This is a genomic window from Staphylococcus sp. HMSC072B07 (assembly GCF_001815505.1).
GTDB lineage: Bacteria > Bacillota > Bacilli > Staphylococcales > Staphylococcaceae > Staphylococcus > Staphylococcus simulans.
The window spans coordinates 35,084-51,924 of the sequence record NZ_KV820900.1 but is presented as its reverse complement, the minus strand read 5'-3'; the positions used below and the strand labels follow the sequence as shown (position 1 = coordinate 51,924).

The 16,841-nt window shown below is 35.6% G+C and carries 20 protein-coding genes and 2 tRNA genes; 18 read left to right on the top strand and 4 right to left on the bottom strand.

The annotated features are described in order from the left end of the window. Nucleotides 1–5 precede the first annotated feature (5 nt). Entirely contained in the window at nucleotides 6–836 is an 831-nt protein-coding gene (locus HMPREF3031_RS02720) for an ATP phosphoribosyltransferase regulatory subunit (protein WP_002480431.1), read from the bottom strand. A 235-nt stretch (nucleotides 837–1,071) separates the two neighbouring features. Between HMPREF3031_RS02720 and HMPREF3031_RS02715 the strand changes: the two genes are divergently transcribed. The 13 genes from HMPREF3031_RS02715 (at nucleotide 1,072) to HMPREF3031_RS02660 (ending at nucleotide 13,014) form a co-directional block, all read left to right on the top strand. Next, nucleotides 1,072–1,356, top strand: a complete 285-nt coding sequence (locus HMPREF3031_RS02715) for a lactococcin 972 family bacteriocin (RefSeq protein WP_023015830.1) — start codon at nucleotides 1,072–1,074, stop codon at nucleotides 1,354–1,356. Between the two features lie 430 nt (nucleotides 1,357–1,786). Next, entirely contained in the window at nucleotides 1,787–2,374 is a 588-nt protein-coding gene (locus tag HMPREF3031_RS02710) for an MptD family putative ECF transporter S component (RefSeq protein ID WP_002480433.1), read from the top strand. After that, nucleotides 2,371–3,066 carry an energy-coupling factor transporter transmembrane component T gene (locus HMPREF3031_RS02705; protein ID WP_070724584.1) on the top strand — a complete coding sequence of 232 codons (696 nt, stop codon included), beginning with the start codon at nucleotides 2,371–2,373 and terminating at the stop codon, nucleotides 3,064–3,066. Before HMPREF3031_RS02710 ends, HMPREF3031_RS02705 begins: the two co-directional genes overlap by 4 nt. A 13-nt stretch (nucleotides 3,067–3,079) precedes the next feature. After that, the gene (locus HMPREF3031_RS02700; RefSeq protein WP_002480435.1) at nucleotides 3,080–4,540 is read left to right on the top strand and encodes an ABC transporter ATP-binding protein; all 1,461 of its coding nucleotides are present in this window, start codon (nucleotides 3,080–3,082) and stop codon (nucleotides 4,538–4,540) included. Between the two features lie 167 nt (nucleotides 4,541–4,707). Beyond that, on the top strand, nucleotides 4,708–4,845 hold the full coding sequence (locus HMPREF3031_RS12945) for a YSIRK-type signal peptide-containing protein (RefSeq protein ID WP_002480436.1): 138 nt from the start codon (nucleotides 4,708–4,710) through the stop codon (nucleotides 4,843–4,845). Between the two features lie 285 nt (nucleotides 4,846–5,130). Then, on the top strand, nucleotides 5,131–7,149 hold the full coding sequence (locus HMPREF3031_RS02695) for an NEAT domain-containing protein (RefSeq protein ID WP_349017252.1): 2,019 nt from the start codon (nucleotides 5,131–5,133) through the stop codon (nucleotides 7,147–7,149). Nucleotides 7,150–7,226: 77 nt separating this feature from the next. Next, nucleotides 7,227–7,892 (top strand): heme uptake protein IsdC, encoded by a 666-nt coding sequence (gene isdC, locus HMPREF3031_RS02690; RefSeq protein WP_002480439.1) that lies wholly within the window; start codon nucleotides 7,227–7,229, stop codon nucleotides 7,890–7,892. A gap of 1 nt (nucleotide 7,893) precedes the next feature. Further along, nucleotides 7,894–9,351: an NEAT domain-containing protein gene (locus HMPREF3031_RS02685; protein WP_002480440.1), complete on the top strand. Its 1,458-nt coding sequence runs from the start codon at nucleotides 7,894–7,896 to the stop codon at nucleotides 9,349–9,351. Then, nucleotides 9,335–10,216, top strand: coding sequence for a heme ABC transporter substrate-binding protein IsdE (isdE, locus tag HMPREF3031_RS02680; protein WP_002480441.1), 882 nt, complete (start codon nucleotides 9,335–9,337; stop codon nucleotides 10,214–10,216). Before HMPREF3031_RS02685 ends, isdE begins: the two co-directional genes overlap by 17 nt. Nucleotides 10,217–10,224: 8 nt before the next feature. Beyond that, nucleotides 10,225–11,199, top strand: coding sequence for a FecCD family ABC transporter permease (locus HMPREF3031_RS02675; RefSeq protein WP_002480442.1), 975 nt, complete (start codon nucleotides 10,225–10,227; stop codon nucleotides 11,197–11,199). Further along, nucleotides 11,180–11,950 carry an ABC transporter ATP-binding protein gene (locus HMPREF3031_RS13410; protein ID WP_002480443.1) on the top strand — a complete coding sequence of 257 codons (771 nt, stop codon included), beginning with the start codon at nucleotides 11,180–11,182 and terminating at the stop codon, nucleotides 11,948–11,950. The genes HMPREF3031_RS02675 and HMPREF3031_RS13410 overlap by 20 nt, the downstream gene beginning before the upstream one ends. Nucleotides 11,951–11,952: 2 nt before the next feature. Then, a complete protein-coding gene (gene srtB / locus HMPREF3031_RS13405) occupies nucleotides 11,953–12,663 on the top strand; it encodes a class B sortase (RefSeq protein ID WP_037556319.1) in 711 nt (236 codons plus the stop codon). Between the two features lie 15 nt (nucleotides 12,664–12,678). Beyond that, complete coding sequence (locus HMPREF3031_RS02660) at nucleotides 12,679–13,014, top strand: antibiotic biosynthesis monooxygenase (RefSeq protein ID WP_002480445.1); 336 nt, start codon at nucleotides 12,679–12,681, stop codon at nucleotides 13,012–13,014. A gap of 117 nt (nucleotides 13,015–13,131) precedes the next feature. On the opposite strand, the gene HMPREF3031_RS02655 is transcribed toward HMPREF3031_RS02660, so the two are convergent. Further along, nucleotides 13,132–13,350, bottom strand: coding sequence for an IDEAL domain-containing protein (locus HMPREF3031_RS02655; RefSeq protein WP_002480446.1), 219 nt, complete (start codon nucleotides 13,348–13,350; stop codon nucleotides 13,132–13,134). A 210-nt stretch (nucleotides 13,351–13,560) separates the two neighbouring features. On the opposite strand from HMPREF3031_RS02655, the gene HMPREF3031_RS02650 reads away from it, so the two are divergent. The 3 genes from HMPREF3031_RS02650 (at nucleotide 13,561) to HMPREF3031_RS02640 (ending at nucleotide 14,450) form a co-directional block, all read left to right on the top strand. Further along, entirely contained in the window at nucleotides 13,561–14,133 is a 573-nt protein-coding gene (locus tag HMPREF3031_RS02650) for a competence protein ComK (protein ID WP_002480447.1), read from the top strand. 150 nt (nucleotides 14,134–14,283) lie between these two features. Further along, nucleotides 14,284–14,358: transfer RNA gene (locus HMPREF3031_RS02645), tRNA-Asn, on the top strand. Between the two features lie 3 nt (nucleotides 14,359–14,361). Beyond that, nucleotides 14,362–14,450 (top strand) — tRNA-Ser (locus HMPREF3031_RS02640). Between the two features lie 127 nt (nucleotides 14,451–14,577). Here the strand turns inward: HMPREF3031_RS02640 and HMPREF3031_RS02635 are convergent. Continuing rightward, complete coding sequence (locus HMPREF3031_RS02635; protein ID WP_002480448.1) at nucleotides 14,578–15,564, bottom strand: lipoate--protein ligase; 987 nt, start codon at nucleotides 15,562–15,564, stop codon at nucleotides 14,578–14,580. Between the two features lie 203 nt (nucleotides 15,565–15,767). Between HMPREF3031_RS02635 and HMPREF3031_RS02630 the strand changes: the two genes are divergently transcribed. Next, complete coding sequence (locus tag HMPREF3031_RS02630) at nucleotides 15,768–15,953, top strand: YkvS family protein (protein ID WP_002480449.1); 186 nt, start codon at nucleotides 15,768–15,770, stop codon at nucleotides 15,951–15,953. 6 nt (nucleotides 15,954–15,959) lie between these two features. Then, complete coding sequence (locus tag HMPREF3031_RS02625; protein ID WP_002480450.1) at nucleotides 15,960–16,562, top strand: CPBP family glutamic-type intramembrane protease; 603 nt, start codon at nucleotides 15,960–15,962, stop codon at nucleotides 16,560–16,562. Nucleotides 16,563–16,631: 69 nt separating this feature from the next. Here the strand turns inward: HMPREF3031_RS02625 and HMPREF3031_RS02620 are convergent, their stop codons facing one another. After that, on the bottom strand, nucleotides 16,632–16,838 hold the full coding sequence (locus tag HMPREF3031_RS02620; protein ID WP_002480451.1) for a hypothetical protein: 207 nt from the start codon (nucleotides 16,836–16,838) through the stop codon (nucleotides 16,632–16,634). Nucleotides 16,839–16,841 lie beyond the last annotated feature (3 nt).

Below are 16,841 nucleotides of genomic sequence, written 5' to 3'. Positions count from 1 at the left end.
TCCTCCTAATCTAATTGAATCCCAAAACCGAAACCATCGATTGTTCCACTGTAATGACCGCCTGACATTATCGGTTCAGACTGGCTATTTTCAAACAGCTGCATAAAGCTGCCGATATAGTAAGTTTTCGGTGGCATTGTTGTTACATCTAAGTGAATCGTTTGGATGCCTGCACGTTTTAATTCTTCTGACCATCGTAATAAAGATAAGTATGTCGGATGATCGTTAGGGATAATATTTCGAATATAATCCAGTTGCAAATGAGTCGGTTGTTTCAATAAACCTAAAAGTTTATGACCTTTAGGCAACTGCTGATTAAGTTCAGAAAGGTTACGTTCATTAATCAATTGTAAGATTTTTGGTGTGCGTTCTTCTTCACTTAACAACAACGATAACAGTTGATAGTGACCAATCACCGCAAAATCTACCTCGCGTTTCATTTCCTTTTGAATAAATCCCAACATTAACTGAAAGCTCGTCAACATTTCTTGGTAAGTCGGATGAAATACTTCAATACCTAAGTTTGTGCTGATATGTTCATTGTTTGCGATAGGGCCTGCATATACGGCTTGTTTTAAATTTAAAGCATACGTTCTGACATAATGTTGAAGTTGATCTGTCCAGTCATTACGAAGCGCAAAGAAATTTTGACCATTTTTCCAAATACTGCGCGTTCCCATACTTTCTAAATCATCTTGCGTCAACTGTTGCCAATTCAAACGTTCAATAAAATGCAGGTCTATCACTTCATATTGATGAGATTGGAAATATTTTAAAAAGCGGAGTTCCAAATCTTTTCGTTTAAGCACTTTATCTTGGTATTCGATGTATTCCATTTATAGTTCCTCACTTCCATCAACGCTTTCACTCTCTACCGAACTAAAGCGTATTGATTTAATGACGTAATCATAGCACGAAATCACAGTTAAATCAATAGAATATTCAGAATATGATAATTATTACGAAAAGACTTATTAATGTAAGAATATTCAGAAAATTTATTGACGCTAGCGGGTTTTTATTGTATATTATTTTTAATAGATAGAGAACGTTTTAAAAAACGGTGTTTTCATGAAAAAGTATGTTGCTAGAACAATAATTATTGCCACTTTATTACTAGGAATGGGAACAACTACAATTGCAAATGCTTACGAATGGGCAGAAGGTGGAAAATGGAGTCATGGAATAGGCTCAACATATGTTTGGTCATATTACACACATAATAGTTATGGTCATGATTCTACAGCAATCGGCAAATATCGTTCAGATAGTGGCTATACCACTGCTGGAAAACAAGCACGTGCATCTGCGAAAAAAGCTTGGTGGGGTAACCAAGCATATTATAGAGTGTATTAGAATATCATTTAAAAAGAGTGGGGCTGGGACATAAATCCAGCCCCTTTTATATTTTAGATGTGAATCTAATTTTGCAAAGCAAAAAAGTTAAAATATATAAATTAGCTAGTATACTAGGCTATGTGTACGAGGATAAATTTAAATCTAAACATAGTTTATATAGAGAGATTTTAATTGTAGTAGAAAATGAATAGTCTGATTGATAGGATAGAAAGTGTTGGTTTGATGTGGATTTCTAAATGGATTTGAATAATTTAAAGCTCAGATAAGCAGTTATTTCTATTTTATTGTTTTATATACCTTTTACTAAATGAAAGTAATTTTTGATTGAAATACGTAATTGAGAATCATTATCAATGGTGGTAAACTATGATTAAGTTATATTCACACGATAAATTTAACGACAGATTTTTAAGGAGGAGATACATGCATGCAACGTGAGAAATTAGAAGTTAAAGATTTAATTAACATCGGGCTCTTTACCGCAATATTCTTTGTGTTAATTACACCTGTAGGTATTGCTGGGATTGTGCCAGTGATTATGTTTTTCTTACCTGCATTATTTGCGGTTATTGGCAGTGTACCTATTATGTTGTTGGTAGCTAAAACACAAAAGTTCGGCGCTTTAAGTATTAGTGGGATTGTAGTGAGCTTAGTATTGTTTGTTATGGGTCACCCAGGGCTCGCATTAATTACTGGTATTCCATTACCGATTCTAGCTGATTTAATTATGAAGATCGGCAACTATCGTCATTGGATTACATTAAGTATCGGTTATATTGTCTTTTCATTTTGGTCACTCGGCAGTTTGCTTCCATTTTACTTCGCAAGACAATCCTTTTTCGATTATCTAGAACAAAAAAGAGGACACGAATATACAGCATTACTAGATAAACTATTCACGCTACAAACATTACCAATCATTATAGTGACTTGTATGGTCGGTGCGGTTATCGGTATTGTCATCGCAAGAATTCTATTTAAAAAACATTTTGTACGTGCAGGTATGGTCTCATGATCAAAATGCAAATTGATCCAAGAATAAAATTGTTAAGTATGGTATTGATATCCTTTATCGCTTTAACAGGAACTACTACGGGTCATGCGGTTTATCCACGACTTGTAATTATTCTGATACCTACATTTTGTCTGCTTTATCTACATTATTATAAAACTGGCTTATTATGCTTTTTTATTCTTTTTACTGGATGGTATATCGAAACATTTCAATTGAGAGATTACCATGCGGTTGTGTATAGTTTGATTTTTATAATAGCCAATTTGCTTACACGTTTTTTACCTGCTGCTTTAATGGGATTTGTCTTATTTAAAACAACGTCAGTTGAAATGTTCATTCGTGCATTAGAGAAATTGAAGTTTCCAAATGTGTTGACGATTCCTTTAGCAGTCATGTTTCGTTTTCTTCCTGTGGTCTATCAAGAATCGCAAAACATTAAACATGCGATGCGTATGCGGGGTATGACGACACTTCAAGCGTTTCTACATCCGATACGTTATACCGAAATGCGTATTGTACCGTTAATTAATCGAGTGGTCAAAATTTCAAATGAGTTGACAGCCGCTTCTTTAACAAGAGGACTGTCTGTAGAAGCTGCACGTACGTCACTCATTGTATTTAAAATGACCGCAATCGACAAAACTATCGCAGGATTACTCATTTTACTGGTTATCCTTTATTACGTTATATAAGAGGGAGGCTCAAATGATTCAATTTAACAATGTAACTTTCAGTTACAGTGCTTCAGATAAAAATGCATTAGAAGATTTTAATTTAACTATTCGTCCTGGCGAAGTGATCTGTTTAACCGGATTATCAGGATGCGGAAAATCAACAGTACTAAGATTAATCAACGGGCTAATTCCTCAGTTTTTCTCAGGTGAAATCACAGGAGATATTGTCATCGCAGGACAAAACATGAAGGACTATGCTTTCAAAGATTTAAGTCGCCAAATCGGCAGTATCTTTCAAAATCCTAGATCACAATTCTTCTGTACACATGTATTAAATGAACTTGCCTTTGAATTAGAAAATTACTATACAGACCCAGAAGAAATTCAATCACGAATTATTAGAGCAGTAGATCAATATCAAATTAATGATTTACTAGAAAGTAAAGTCTTTGAATTGTCGGGTGGTCAACAACAAATGATTGCCTGTATCAGTATTGAAATCGCAGGACAAGCGCTTATTGTCATGGATGAACCTTCTTCAAATTTAGATTTCAAAGCCGTTCAAAAATTAGCACGTATGATTCAATCTTGGAAGCAACAAGGGAAGACGATTGTTATTGCGGAACATCGTCTGCATTATTTATTAGATTTGGCAGATCGTTTTATCTTAATTGAATCAGGTCAGATTACTAAAGCGTGGAATCAAGATGATTTTCGTCAATTAGAACTAAAACAATTAAAAGCACATGGTTTACGAGCGACAGATTTAACACGACTACGACCAAAACGATCAGAACCTTCATCACACGATGTGATACCTATACAAAACTGGCAATATCGCTATCAGAAAAAAGAAACATTAGATTTAAATATTGAGCGATTTGATTTACATAAAGGTGCGATAACAGCGATAGTCGGCCACAATGGGGCAGGGAAATCTACATTCGCGAAAGCATTAATGGGTGCAGTTAAGTTAAATAAAGACGCAGTGATTATGAACGACACACATAAAATACGTCAAAAACAGTGGAAGCACGATGTATATCAAGTCTTTCAAAATGTAGAGTCTCAACTTTTCGGTGAAACTGTAGAAGAAGAAATCAGATTCAGTCATCGTAATATGCCAGATGCTGATTTAGTACATGCGTTAGATATAATTGATTTAAAACAACATCGTGATAAACATCCCTTATCACTTTCAAACGGAGAAATGCAGCGACTGGCGATTGCGAGTGCTAAAGAAAGCGGCAGACCTATTTTAGTATTTGATGAACCAACCAGTGGTTTAGATGGCAAACGTATGTCTGAATTTGCGACAGAATTACGACAATTAAAAGGCCAAGGGTATACAATTCTGGTCATTACACATGACTATGAATTGATTATAAACAGCACAGATTATGTTGCGGAATTTCATGAAGGGGAGGTCAAACACCACTATCCGCTTGATATGCGTAATGTCAAAGCGCTTCAAAACTTCTTCGAATTATAAATATTTAATAATAACGCAAATATAATAGTGTTATTTTAACTATTTTAAAAAACATAAATAATAGTAATGATATTGATTTAAGGGTGTGCTATACTCCCTTTATACATTGTTAATGAGAATGATTATCATTATTGGTGTAAAAATTAATGATTAGGAGCGTTATCAACGTGAGAAACAACAAAGAGAGAACAGTTATGAACCATGCCAACCAGAAAGCGTACCAATATTCAATTCGTAAATTTACTGTCGGAGCAGCTTCGATAGCTGTAGGTGCAGTGATCTTCTTAGGAGGAGGACAAGCATAAGCAGCTGAACAAGAAGCGCCCGTATCAAACGCAGCAGCACCGACTACTGTAACGGATAGCGGCACTTCGACGACACCAAACGCGACACCTGTTTCAGCGTCAAAAACAGTTGAGTCAAAAGAGAAAGAAGCAGTTAAACCACAAGCAGCATCTACAGCACAATCTCAAACAGACTCAAAACCGACACCTGAGAAAGTTGAAACAACACCAGCACCAAAACAAGAAGCACCACAAACAGAAAAAGCAACAGCAGCACCAACAAATCAAGTCTCAGTACAAGAAGCAATTAAACAACCATCTTTACAAGATCCTCACGCAAACGAAGAGCGTTACCCAGTAGAGTTTAAAGTTGTTAAACCCAATACTGATGAAGAAGCATTCTTCCATGTATCGAATATTAAGCAACCTGCTTATTTTATGAAAGGTGATAAAGCATCAACTGTTGAATTAACATTGGACATTCCAACTATTTGGGATAGATTCGATGTTTATCAAGAGAACCATAAATTAAATACACAAGTCACTGCCTACGATAAGAAAGCAGAAACAGCTAAATTACAATTCGCAGTTCCAAACAATACGCAAAGTGTCATTGTGAAGTCATCAACGAAATCATCATCAAGATTGGTTAATAGTCAAGAGTTTGAAGATGTTGAACTTAAATTCAACCAACCTATCAACGCAAGTGATTCTAAGCCATTAACACAAGATGAGTATAAGAAAAAGAAAGAAACAGAAGCATTCGATAATGCGATTACGTTAGAAGATAAGATATATCAACTTAAGAAGTTGATGGCGAAAGATAAAGTGCCTTCAGAAAATGATAAAGAAATGCTTGCTGACTATGAAGAACAATTACAAGAACAGTTAGCAGCTGCGAAAAAAGAATTTAAAAATGCGCCAATGTCAGAATTCAAAATTACAAACCCAGAACAACATAACTTTGAAGTGTTGCATAGTAAGAAAAATGAGCCCTCACATATGGACTTTGAAGTAGTCAAACCTATGCAAGTCTTCCAACAAAACGGTAAACACTATGTGGCGATGACAATTAAGTCAGAAAGCATGTGGGATGACTTTATGGTAGATACTAAGGAAGGTTACGAGCGTGTGAAAACGATCGCACGTGATACGAAGAAGAATGAAAGAACAGTCGTCTTCCCATATCAAGTTGGTATTGATCACTATGATGTGATTGTGAAGGTCAGCTTACCTAAAATTAACTACGAAGGTGCTTACCACGTCAGAATTAAAGACCTTGACCAAAATAAACCGCCGACTGCACAATCAAACCAACAACAAACAGATGCAGCAACACCGAAAGTGACGCCTAAGCCACAAGTAGAAAAGCCAGCTCCAAAACCACAAGTTGAACAACAATCTGACCACACTACACCTAAAGTAGAAACTCTAAGTGCTGTGCCTGTTACAAAAGAAATCGGCTTTATGGTTAAAAAAGACGGTGAAGATCAAAAATCAGTCATGGATGATTATATGGACCACCCAGCAAAAGTGGTTAAGGAAAATGGTAAAACATTTGTACAGTTTACAATTAAAAATCCAGATTGGTGGCAATCATTTGAACTCTTTGATGGTGCACAACAGCTCAAACAACATGAGGTTTCAAAAACAGCAGATCAAAAAGTTATTAACTTTGAAGTGAAACCAGGTACAAAGATGTTAACAAGTAAGGTGCATATTGTAGTCCCAGGTATCAATTACAACAATAAATATACGACACAAATTGCGTTTGACGAAGCAGTTGCCGATTTGAAAGCACCTGAGTCAAAACCACAAGTTAAACCTATGCCTAAGCCACAAGAAAAAGCTGAAGATCAAGCAACTGATAAAGTTGTAGATAAAACAGCTGAAAAAGAAAAAGTACAACCACAAGTTATCACACCTGAAAAAGATACTAAGCAAGTCGATGAATCGACTGAAAAAGCATCGGATGAGTCTAATGTAAAACCAGAAATAAAAGTAGAACCGATGTCAGTTCAAAAAACAGAACCAAAAGTATCTGAAGTTGTGACAGAAGTACAAAACGCGACAGCAACTCAACCATCTATGAAAGCTATAGCATCTAAATCTGTACAGCCGCTTGGTTCAGTTAAAGCTAAAGCAATGAAGTCTGAAACTGTAAAATCAGTTAAAGGAAACAAATCAACACCTGCTAAGGCAAAAGCATTGCCGAAAACTGGTACAGAAGAATCAGCGACAACGTTCGGTATTTCATCTGTATTTTTAGGCGGTATCGCACTGTTTTGGAATAGACACGTGAAATCAAAGAAAAATAGTCTGTAATGTATTCCTGAGAATCAAGAAAATGAGGTTGTGGGTCTCTCACAACCTCTCATCATATAGAAAGAAGGATGATTCATATGACAACAACAATCAAGAAAGTTATCGCAATGAGTGCGGTATTAATTGTGTTAACTTGGGCCATTTTTTCCATTGTAGCTTCAGCTGCTGAAAAAGATCTGAATTACGATATTTTAAAACATAAGACACAAGACGTATCGATGGCAAATGATTATTTCAATAAACCCGCTAAGTTAATTGATAAAAACGGTAAACAATATGTACAATTCACAGTCAACCACAGCCATTGGATTGTTAACTTTACATTTAACGGTCAAAAAGAAAATATTGTGCATGAAGATAAAGCAAAAGATGAACGTACTTCAGAATTTTTAATCGATAAAACATCAGGCGAAATTCCAGGCACAATTAAAGTGTATATCGATGAAGAAGTAAACGGTAAACCTTTTAAATATGACCATAACTACAACATCACATATTTATTAAAAGGTGATAAGCAAGGTGACAGTGCCGCAGCTGCATCCCATGCGGATGATTCAAAAGGTGACACTTCAAAAGGAGAAAATGCCGAAGCAACAGGAAAAGCAACATCATCAGATGCGACACCGACAAATCCACAAACAGCTGCCGGTGAATCTAAATGGCTTTATATCACTTTAATGGGTGCTTCAGCTGTATTACTTCTATCTTTTGTCGTCTATAAACGTAAAAAAGGACAACATTAAAATGAATGTACCTCACAAATGTTTAGTTGCTGCACTATGTGGCAGCTTACTTTGTTCATTTACCGTTGATAACTCAAAAGCTGAAGTCAATCATCAAACATTATCACAACAAACAGTTAAAGAGATACCTTTTAAAGTCTATAAAGAAAACAGTCAGGATGTGTCAGTTATGAATGATTATATGGCACATCCAGCAACTGTCAAAACTAAAAACAACAAAGTTTATTTACAGTTTAAATTGCTGCATCCAGAGTGGTGGAAAGCTTTTGAATTATATGAAGGTGATAAACAATGTGATGTACGTACAGTCAGTGAAACAAAAGAAGCACGTATTGTAGAAGTTGAAGTCACATCAGAGACGCAAACATTTACTTCAAAAGTACATATTATCGTCCCTGATATTCATTACGATCATCACTATACAACTAAAATTAATTTAGAAGCACAATTGCCAAAAGATGTGACACCTAAAGTACAACCGACACCAAAGCCAAGTCCTGAATCGAAGCCAAAAACTGACGTTCAACCAAAACCAGATACACAACCAACAGAAAAACACACACCCAAAAAAGTATTTCCTAAGAAATCCAATACCCACGTATCAGAAATACAGAATTTGAATTTCAAAGTATTAAAACATCAAACAAATGAACGATCAGTGATGGATCAATATATGGTACATCCAGCTAAAGTGACCTATCACAATCAGCAAGCTACTGTTCAAATGACATTAAAAAATGCTGCGTGGTGGAAGTCTTTCGAAATCTTTAATGGTGAAACGCGTATTCCAGTAAAAGTGGTAAGTGAAGATTCACAACAAGATCAACGTGTCATTGAATTTAACATGCCAAAAGATCAGAAAATATTGACCTCAAAAGTACATATTATTGTTCCGCATTTAAATTATGATCATCACTATACAACTGAAATGGTGTTTAATGAAACAGCTCAAGAGACAGACACACCAAGCCAACAAGAAGAAAAAGGTGGCACATCTATCAAACAAGATGAGGATACAGAAATATCAACAAATGAAACGACAGAAACGGTTGAAACTAAAGAAAATACTGTAGTAGAAACTCCGTCAGAACATGCATCTGAGACACATAATCATAAACAAACACCAACCAATTCAGCATTTAATCAGGCACAATCGATGAATGACACACCATTTATTACGTCATCAAGACCTCCACAACCAAGTGCTGTTAAAACAACACAAACTGCAAAAACAATGGAAGAACCGCCATTGCCTGAAATATTTCCTAAATTCAATCGGCATGCGGATGATGGTGAACCTATTAAATTTACAAAGACACATTCAGATGTTGGAAAGTATTTAAAGAGAATGAATCAAATTTATTTAGGTGCGGTGATTATTTTGGCGAGTGCTTTGTTAGTAGTCTCTACACTTTACGTTAGAAAGGGTGAAGGTAAAGGTCATGAGAAAAAACATTAAACGATGGTGTGTTGTACTTTTAGGTTTAATTGTTCTACTGACTGGTTGCCAAGCACAAGAAGATAAAAATAACCAAACATCTTCTGAAAAATACCGCATTGTACCGACAACAGTAGCTTTGACACAAACGTTAGATGCTTTGAATTTAGATATTGCAGGTAAACCAGATTCATATAAAACACTGCCTAAAAGATATGACAATGTACCGAAAGTCGGGCAACCGATGACACCAGATATGGAGAAGGTACAAGCTGTTCACCCGACACATATTTTAGGCGTTTCTACTATTGAAGATGAGACAAAACCTAAGTTCAAAATGATTAAAGCTAAAGCTATCTTTTATGACTATGACAGTCTAAAAGGCATGAAAACTTCTATTTCACAGATGGGTAAAGAATTTAATCGTGAAACAGAATCATCAAAGCTAAATCAAAAATTAACTCATACAGAAGAACAAATCAGACAAAAAGCAGCGCAACAAAAGCACCCTAAAGTACTTATTTTAATGGGTGTGCCAGGCAGTTATTTAGTTGCTACGAATCGCTCTTATATCGGCAATTTAGTTGAAATTGCGGGCGGTGAAAATGTGATTAAAGAAGATTCGAAACAATATCTAGCTTCTAATACAGAGTATCTGTATGACGTTGATCCAGATATTATTCTGCGTCTGCCACATGGAATGCCTGAAGAAGTTAAAAAGATGTTTGATAAAGAATTCAAAGAAAATGATATTTGGAAACATTTTAAAGCAGTCAAGACAGGTCGTGTCTATGATTTAGAAGAACAACCTTTCGGCATTACAGCTAATATCGATGCAGACCAAGCCATGCAAGATTTATATGATATCTTCTACAACAAGAAATGAGGTGCAGTATGAAATATAAATTCAGTGTCGTCTTTATGTGTACCTTAATTCTCTTTGTTGTAGTTGTCTTGTTTGCGTTGCTTAACGGTAAATTAGGCATAAGTTCAGCTCAGCTTTGGAATAAAATCGCAACAGGTCATGATAATCAAATCGATGCGATTATAGATTTACGTTTACCACGTATCATTGTCGCGATTTGTGCAGGTGCTGCGTTATCCGTAGCGGGTGCTTATTTACAAGCAGTGCTGAAAAACCCGCTTGCAGACGCCAGTATTATCGGTGTCAGTTCAGGTGCCTTGGTGGCTAAAGCACTTGTGATGACTTTGATGCCGACTTTATTCTTTTATATGCCAATTATCAGCTTTATAGGCGGATTATTGCCATTTACTTTATTGTTTTATTTACAACATCGTTATCCGCTGAATCCGATGCGCATGCTGCTTGTCGGTGTGTCGATGTATGCGATGTTGAATGGTATGTTGGAATATTTAACCGCTAACCCAGCTGTGAGATTATCTGCTGGTTTATCTTTAAAAGTATGGAAAGACGCAGCACAAATTTCAGTGACAACGTGTATAGGACTTATCTTAGCTATAACTGTTATCTTTCAAGCGAATATGTTGGGATTTGATGATCGACAAGCACACAACTTAGGCTTTCCAATTCAACGTTATCGTATGTGGATAGGGTTGATTGCGGTCTTTTTAGCGAGCAGTGCAGTAGCTGTAGCGGGTGCTATGGCCTTTGTCGGTTTGATTGTACCGCATATTGCACGTCGATTAGTCGGCAGTGACTATAAGAAAGTTGTGATTTGTTGTGTGTTATTCGGTACGATAGCCGTGCTATTAGCGGATACACTTGGCAGGTTGATTTCCCGTCAATTTGAAGTGCCAGCGCATATTATTACGGTCATTATCGGCGGACCTTATCTTATCTATTTAATTTGTAAAGGAGTGTACCGAAATGAATATCAACAACGTTGAGTTTAAATATGGTCAAAAACAACTCTTTAATGACTTGAATCTGACAATTAAACGTCATGCGGTAACTTCTATTATCGGACCGAATGGATCAGGTAAGAGTACCTTACTTCAAATGCTTGCAGGTTATCTTCAACCTCAGGCTGGTTGTGTGTACATAGAAGGCAATGATTTGAATACATTAGGTAAGAAACAACTTGCGCAAATGTTATCAGCAGTCCATCAAAACAATACAGCACCTGAAGATTTCACCGTTAAAACATTACTGCGCTATGGACGATATAGTCATCATCGTTGGTTGAAGAAGGATGTAAGAGGAGAATCGGTCATTGAACGTGTACTTGAACAATTCAATTTAACTAAGTATGCAGATCGTCCGATTGGCGCTTTGTCCGGTGGCGAAAAACAACGTGTTTTTATCGCAATGGCCTTAGTCCAAGAACCACAATATTTATTATTAGATGAACCTACCACATTTTTAGATTTACATTATCAATATCAAGTCCTTGAGATGATTCGACAGTTAAACGACATGCATCGTTTAACTATCATCATGGTGCTTCATGATATAAATCAAGCTTTAACTTATAGTGATGAACTGATTTGTGTCGCAAATGGTGAAATTGCAGCACAAGGCAAGCCGCAAGCTATCGTGACACCAGAATTATTAAAAACAATTTACCAAATCGACGCAAAGATTATTCATGATAAAGATTGCGGCATATTAATTGGTAAATGTCACGGCGGGTGTTAATGATGAATAAACTAATACGTGTCATTCAATTTGGATTAGTGCTGGTTATTATTGCGGCTATCTATCTTATCTTCCAACATCGTTTAGATAATGAAGCGGAAGAAAAACAATACGAGGTCTTACAAACGGACTATAAAAAGAAAGGGGTCCGCCCACAATTTGAAGCATTAACAGAGGTCAATTCTGACATTCATGGGTGGATTCGTTTAGAAGGTACGAGTTTGAATTATCCCGTTTTACAATCCCGAGATAATGAAGATTACTTAGAACATAACTTTAAGAAACAAAAAACGAAAAAGGGCAGTATCTTTGTAGATTATCGTAATAACTTACAAGATTTATCTCAAAATACAGTGCTTTATGGTCATAGTGTTGGCGATAAAACTATGTTTGATGATTTACATCAATATTTGAATCAAACATTTTATGATGCACATCAAACGATAGAATTTGATACAAAGTATCATCAGTATGCGTTAAAAGTATTCAGCGCATATTCGACGGATACCCATGATAACTATATACAGACAAATTTCAACAATGTACATGAATACGAACAGTTTTTAAAAGAAACGAAAAATAAATCGAAAATCAAAACAGATATTTCAGTTCATCCACAAGACAAGATAATGACGTTATCTACGTGTGAAGATGCTTTTTCGCGTTCTGATAAACGTGTTGTTGTGGTTGGAAAATTAATTGAAAACAGATAAAGGAGTGTATGCGCTATGTTTATGGCAGAAAACAAATTGAAATTAGATAAAGGTTCAGCAGAAGGAATTGTAGAACGTTTTTACAAACGACAAGGTATTGAAACAATTGAAGGTTTTAAAGAAATGTTTGTCACAACGACAAATAATTTAAAAGAATATGATGAAGTGAAAATTTTAACAATTTGGGATGCAGAAGCATGTTTCAAAAATTGGTTGAGCTCAGATGTCTTCAAAGATGCCCATAAAAATGTACGTCATCAATCTCAAGATCAAGCGAGTCCAATCCAAGATAATGAAGTACTGACTTATACAATTGGCTATTACTATTTAAATGATCAAGAGGGGAAATAGAACGAAGTTTATTTCTCATTATGCTTAAAAATAAGCAAACAAAAAAAGGTCTATTCATTCGGTATTTGAAATGAATAGACCTTTTAGTATGAACAGGAACAGGAATCCCACGACGAGTTAGCCAATTAAAACATCCTCCAATTGATTGTATTCTTCAATGTAACGATTGAATGCTGCTTCATCTTTTTCGATTAAAGCTTGGTCAATCAGTTCTGTAAGTTTTTCTTTACGTACATTACGTAGAGCTTGATCAATTACGAGTTCTACCCCCAGGTCGTTTACATTCGCTACGAACGCCTTCAGTGTTCCATTTTTTACATTGATATTGTGATTCATTTTAATCACTGCCTTTCTTTTTTTAAGTTATTTACGAGTATACATTGCATTTAATCTAAAATCAATGAATATTCTGACTTTTTAAAAATTAAAAGTGTAATATTAACTCAAAAGTTTCTATTGACTTTTCTAGGTGCTAGTATACAATAATTACATGATTAGATGTCTAACGAATTCTAATCGTAATTAATTAAATAGGAGGACGTGCTTATGGACGAACATAGCATCTTCAAAAGCGATGATATGGCCATTATCCCAGTCATTGCTCAAGAGTATGGAGCACTCCATACAAAATTGCTTACCTACAATAAAGATCCGAGGATTGTAGAAAGCTCCCCGCAAAAAACTTTAGACAACTCTTGTCGCTTTTATGGTTCAACCTTTCAATCACTTCGAACTGATACCGCTCGGATTACCAACATCAACAGTAAACCACCCATTTTACTTTCACCAGTTATTTCAATCTTTCTATTCTCTACCCATTCTGAACGCTCTGAAGACAATATTTGGATTAACATTGAATTTGTACAAGATATCAAAGCGTTGAAGAACAATACCACTAAAATCACTTTTTCTGACGGACAATCTTTAATCACAACCGCAACAGTCCGTACTATCTGGCATCAATATAAAAATGCAGCTTATTATGAACACATCATTAGAAAGCGTGTTAAGAAAATTAAATGGAATACAGAGCGCCCTATTGACTACTCTAAACCTGCTTTAGACGTGTATGAAACACTTTGTACTTATTTAGTGATTAATAACACACCACGCAGCTAGCGTAATTTTAAACATTTTATGATATTATCTCAAACTGCGGGATGTTTATAGGGAATGAGTGTAAATGTTCCGCAACTTTTTCGTTATTTTCTCTTGAATTATTTTAAGGGATTGTTATAATAGTATTTGTGCTTGAAGAAATTACATTATTCCACAGTAGCTCAGTGGTAGAGCTATCGGCTGTTAACCGATCGGTCGTAGGTTCGAGTCCTACCTGTGGAGCCATATGGAAACGTACTCAAGTTGGCCGAAGAGGCGCCCCTGCTAAGGGTGTAGGTCGCGAGAGCGGCGCGAGGGTTCGAATCCCTCCGTTTCCGTTACTGTAAGAATCCCATTAAATCAATGTCTAAGACGTTGACTTAATGGGATTTTTCTTTTTGTCAAAGTTGAATGAGAAAAGGTGAGAAACTGAGTTCTCACCTTAATCATGTAAAGCTTATTTAATTATGACATTAATCGAATTAATTCTTCTCTTGGAATATCTCCGAAATAATGATACGTATCGAATTCAGATAAAGCCGCTTCAATACTCTCGAAATTATGCAAGCTGCCGACTAATGCATGTTCTAAATCTGACACATCGCCGACACCGAAGAAGTCACCGAAAATTTTCGCATGTTCAATACGTCCGCGCTTAACATCCAATTTAATTTGAACGAAACCTTTTTCGAATTTCTCTTCACGTTCAAAGTTATATTTAGGGTTTTTACCATAGTTCCAATTCCATGAACGATATTTTTCATTACTTAATGCTTCAATGTTCTTCCAATCATCTTCAGTTAACACGTATTCTTCAACTTCATGTTCACCAAAGATATGTTTTAGGATAATTTCTTTGAAAGTTTCAATGTCAATCGGCTCTTCTAAGAATTCAGAGATGTTTGCGACACGTTTACGTACTGATTTAATCCCTTTAGATTGAATCTTCGCAGGGTTTACACGTAAAGCGTTCGCAACTTCGTTTAAGTCACTATCTAACATTAAAGTACCATGGCTGAACATACGCTCTTTCACTTTAACCATCGCATTTCCTGAAATTTTAGCTGCACCGATTTGGATATCGTTACGTCCAGTCATTTCAGCATCTACGCCCATTGCTTGTAAAGCTTGAACAATCGGTTCTGTGAACTTTTTGAAGTTATGGAAACTGTTTCCGTCGTCATCAGTGATAAAGCTGAAGTTTAAGTTTCCGAAATCATGATAAACGGCACCGCCGCCTGAAATTCGACGCACAACATCGATATTGTGTTCATCTACATAGTGTTGATCAACTTCTTCAATCGTATTTTGGTTTTTACCAATAATGATAGAAGGGCGGTTAATATAGAATAAAAAGTAATCGCTATCGTTAGGAAGGTGTTTTAACACATACTCTTCCATTGCTAAATTTAATGTGGGGTCTGTAATACCTTTGTTACTAACAAACTTCATACATTCTCTCTCCTTCTGTACTTACTTTGCTTGATACTTTATTTATGCCCTAATTTAGGATAAAATGCCAACTATACACTTTGCCAGAAAAAAGGCACCAGTCGGACTTCAATTACAATTATAACGTGTTTACAGGATATTTGTTTATTTGAAGAGAGAATTTTAGTACAATATAGAATAGTATAATTCAAGGAGGATCTGTAATGACTATTGCAGAAGTAGGAGATATTGTAGAATTTTATGACGGTTTAAGAGGCCGTGTCGAAAAAATTAATGATAACTCTGTTATTGTTGACTTAACTATTATGAAAAATTTTGAATCATTAGATTTACCTGAAAAAACGGTAATTAATCATAAACGCTATAAGATAGTTGATCAAGAAGGTTAAAATATAATGAAAACTAATACAAAAGCATTACTATGGTTTGTGATAAGCTTTGTAGTGTTCCACATCATCTTATTTATCATGTGGGGAGAACGACAAGAATATTGGTATCTGTATACAGGCATTATGTTGTTTGCGGGTATCAGTTATGTCTTTTATCAACGTGATTTAGAATCTAAACGATTGTTGACGTCTATCGGTATCGGTATTTTAACCGCAATCGCATTAATCATTGTACAGTTGATTATGTCTTTGATGTCACAAGATTTAACGTATACATCATTGATTAAAGATTTATCACGTTCTGGCGTTTACTTTAAATGGCAGATTTTAGTGACATTACTCTTTGTGATTCCTTGTCATGAACTTTATATGCGTACGGTACTGCAAAAACAATTGTTGAATCTTAAGTTACCGGCTTGGGCAGCGATTGTGATTACTGCACTCGCATCAAGTTCACTCTTTTTCTACTTCGATCAAATCTGGTTATGCATTTTTATTTTCATCGTACAAGCTATTCTATCAATCAGCTATTATTATACGCGTCGAATTATTACAACTTCTGTTGCACAAATTGTGGCAGTGGTGTTATTACTGATTTTTCATCCTTAATTCAAAAGGACAAAAAAGAACCTGTCAGCTTATCTCAAGCTTGGACAGGTTCTTTTTGCTATATCTTAATTAATACGTTGAACGCTCTAAAAGTTCGAAATAAGAAATCTTGGAAATATCTACTACATATTCTGATGGTTCTGTAACGTGTAATGCGCCTGCATTTGAATTCTCTTCAACGGCTTCTACTGAAATTTCATTGCCGTTGTCCATATAAAGGACAAGATATTTAGCAGGATTTTCATTTAAATACGTTAGAATCGTTGCTTTATTCATATA

Coding starts and splice junctions, on each gene's coding strand:
- HMPREF3031_RS02720 (WP_002480431.1), bottom strand. CDS start 836: ATGGAATACATCGAATACCAAGATAAAGTGCTTAAACGAAAAGATTTG.
- HMPREF3031_RS02715 (WP_023015830.1), top strand. CDS start 1,072: ATGAAAAAGTATGTTGCTAGAACAATAATTATTGCCACTTTATTACTA.
- HMPREF3031_RS02710 (WP_002480433.1), top strand. CDS start 1,787: ATGCAACGTGAGAAATTAGAAGTTAAAGATTTAATTAACATCGGGCTC.
- HMPREF3031_RS02705 (WP_070724584.1), top strand. CDS start 2,371: ATGATCAAAATGCAAATTGATCCAAGAATAAAATTGTTAAGTATGGTA.
- HMPREF3031_RS02700 (WP_002480435.1), top strand. CDS start 3,080: ATGATTCAATTTAACAATGTAACTTTCAGTTACAGTGCTTCAGATAAA.
- isdC (WP_002480439.1), top strand. CDS start 7,227: ATGACAACAACAATCAAGAAAGTTATCGCAATGAGTGCGGTATTAATT.
- HMPREF3031_RS02685 (WP_002480440.1), top strand. CDS start 7,894: ATGAATGTACCTCACAAATGTTTAGTTGCTGCACTATGTGGCAGCTTA.
- isdE (WP_002480441.1), top strand. CDS start 9,335: ATGAGAAAAAACATTAAACGATGGTGTGTTGTACTTTTAGGTTTAATT.
- HMPREF3031_RS02675 (WP_002480442.1), top strand. CDS start 10,225: ATGAAATATAAATTCAGTGTCGTCTTTATGTGTACCTTAATTCTCTTT.
- HMPREF3031_RS13410 (WP_002480443.1), top strand. CDS start 11,180: ATGAATATCAACAACGTTGAGTTTAAATATGGTCAAAAACAACTCTTT.
- srtB (WP_037556319.1), top strand. CDS start 11,953: ATGAATAAACTAATACGTGTCATTCAATTTGGATTAGTGCTGGTTATT.
- HMPREF3031_RS02660 (WP_002480445.1), top strand. CDS start 12,679: ATGTTTATGGCAGAAAACAAATTGAAATTAGATAAAGGTTCAGCAGAA.
- HMPREF3031_RS02655 (WP_002480446.1), bottom strand. CDS start 13,350: ATGAATCACAATATCAATGTAAAAAATGGAACACTGAAGGCGTTCGTA.
- HMPREF3031_RS02650 (WP_002480447.1), top strand. CDS start 13,561: ATGGACGAACATAGCATCTTCAAAAGCGATGATATGGCCATTATCCCA.
- HMPREF3031_RS02635 (WP_002480448.1), bottom strand. CDS start 15,564: ATGAAGTTTGTTAGTAACAAAGGTATTACAGACCCCACATTAAATTTA.
- HMPREF3031_RS02630 (WP_002480449.1), top strand. CDS start 15,768: ATGACTATTGCAGAAGTAGGAGATATTGTAGAATTTTATGACGGTTTA.
- HMPREF3031_RS02625 (WP_002480450.1), top strand. CDS start 15,960: ATGAAAACTAATACAAAAGCATTACTATGGTTTGTGATAAGCTTTGTA.
- HMPREF3031_RS02620 (WP_002480451.1), bottom strand. CDS start 16,838: ATGAATAAAGCAACGATTCTAACGTATTTAAATGAAAATCCTGCTAAA.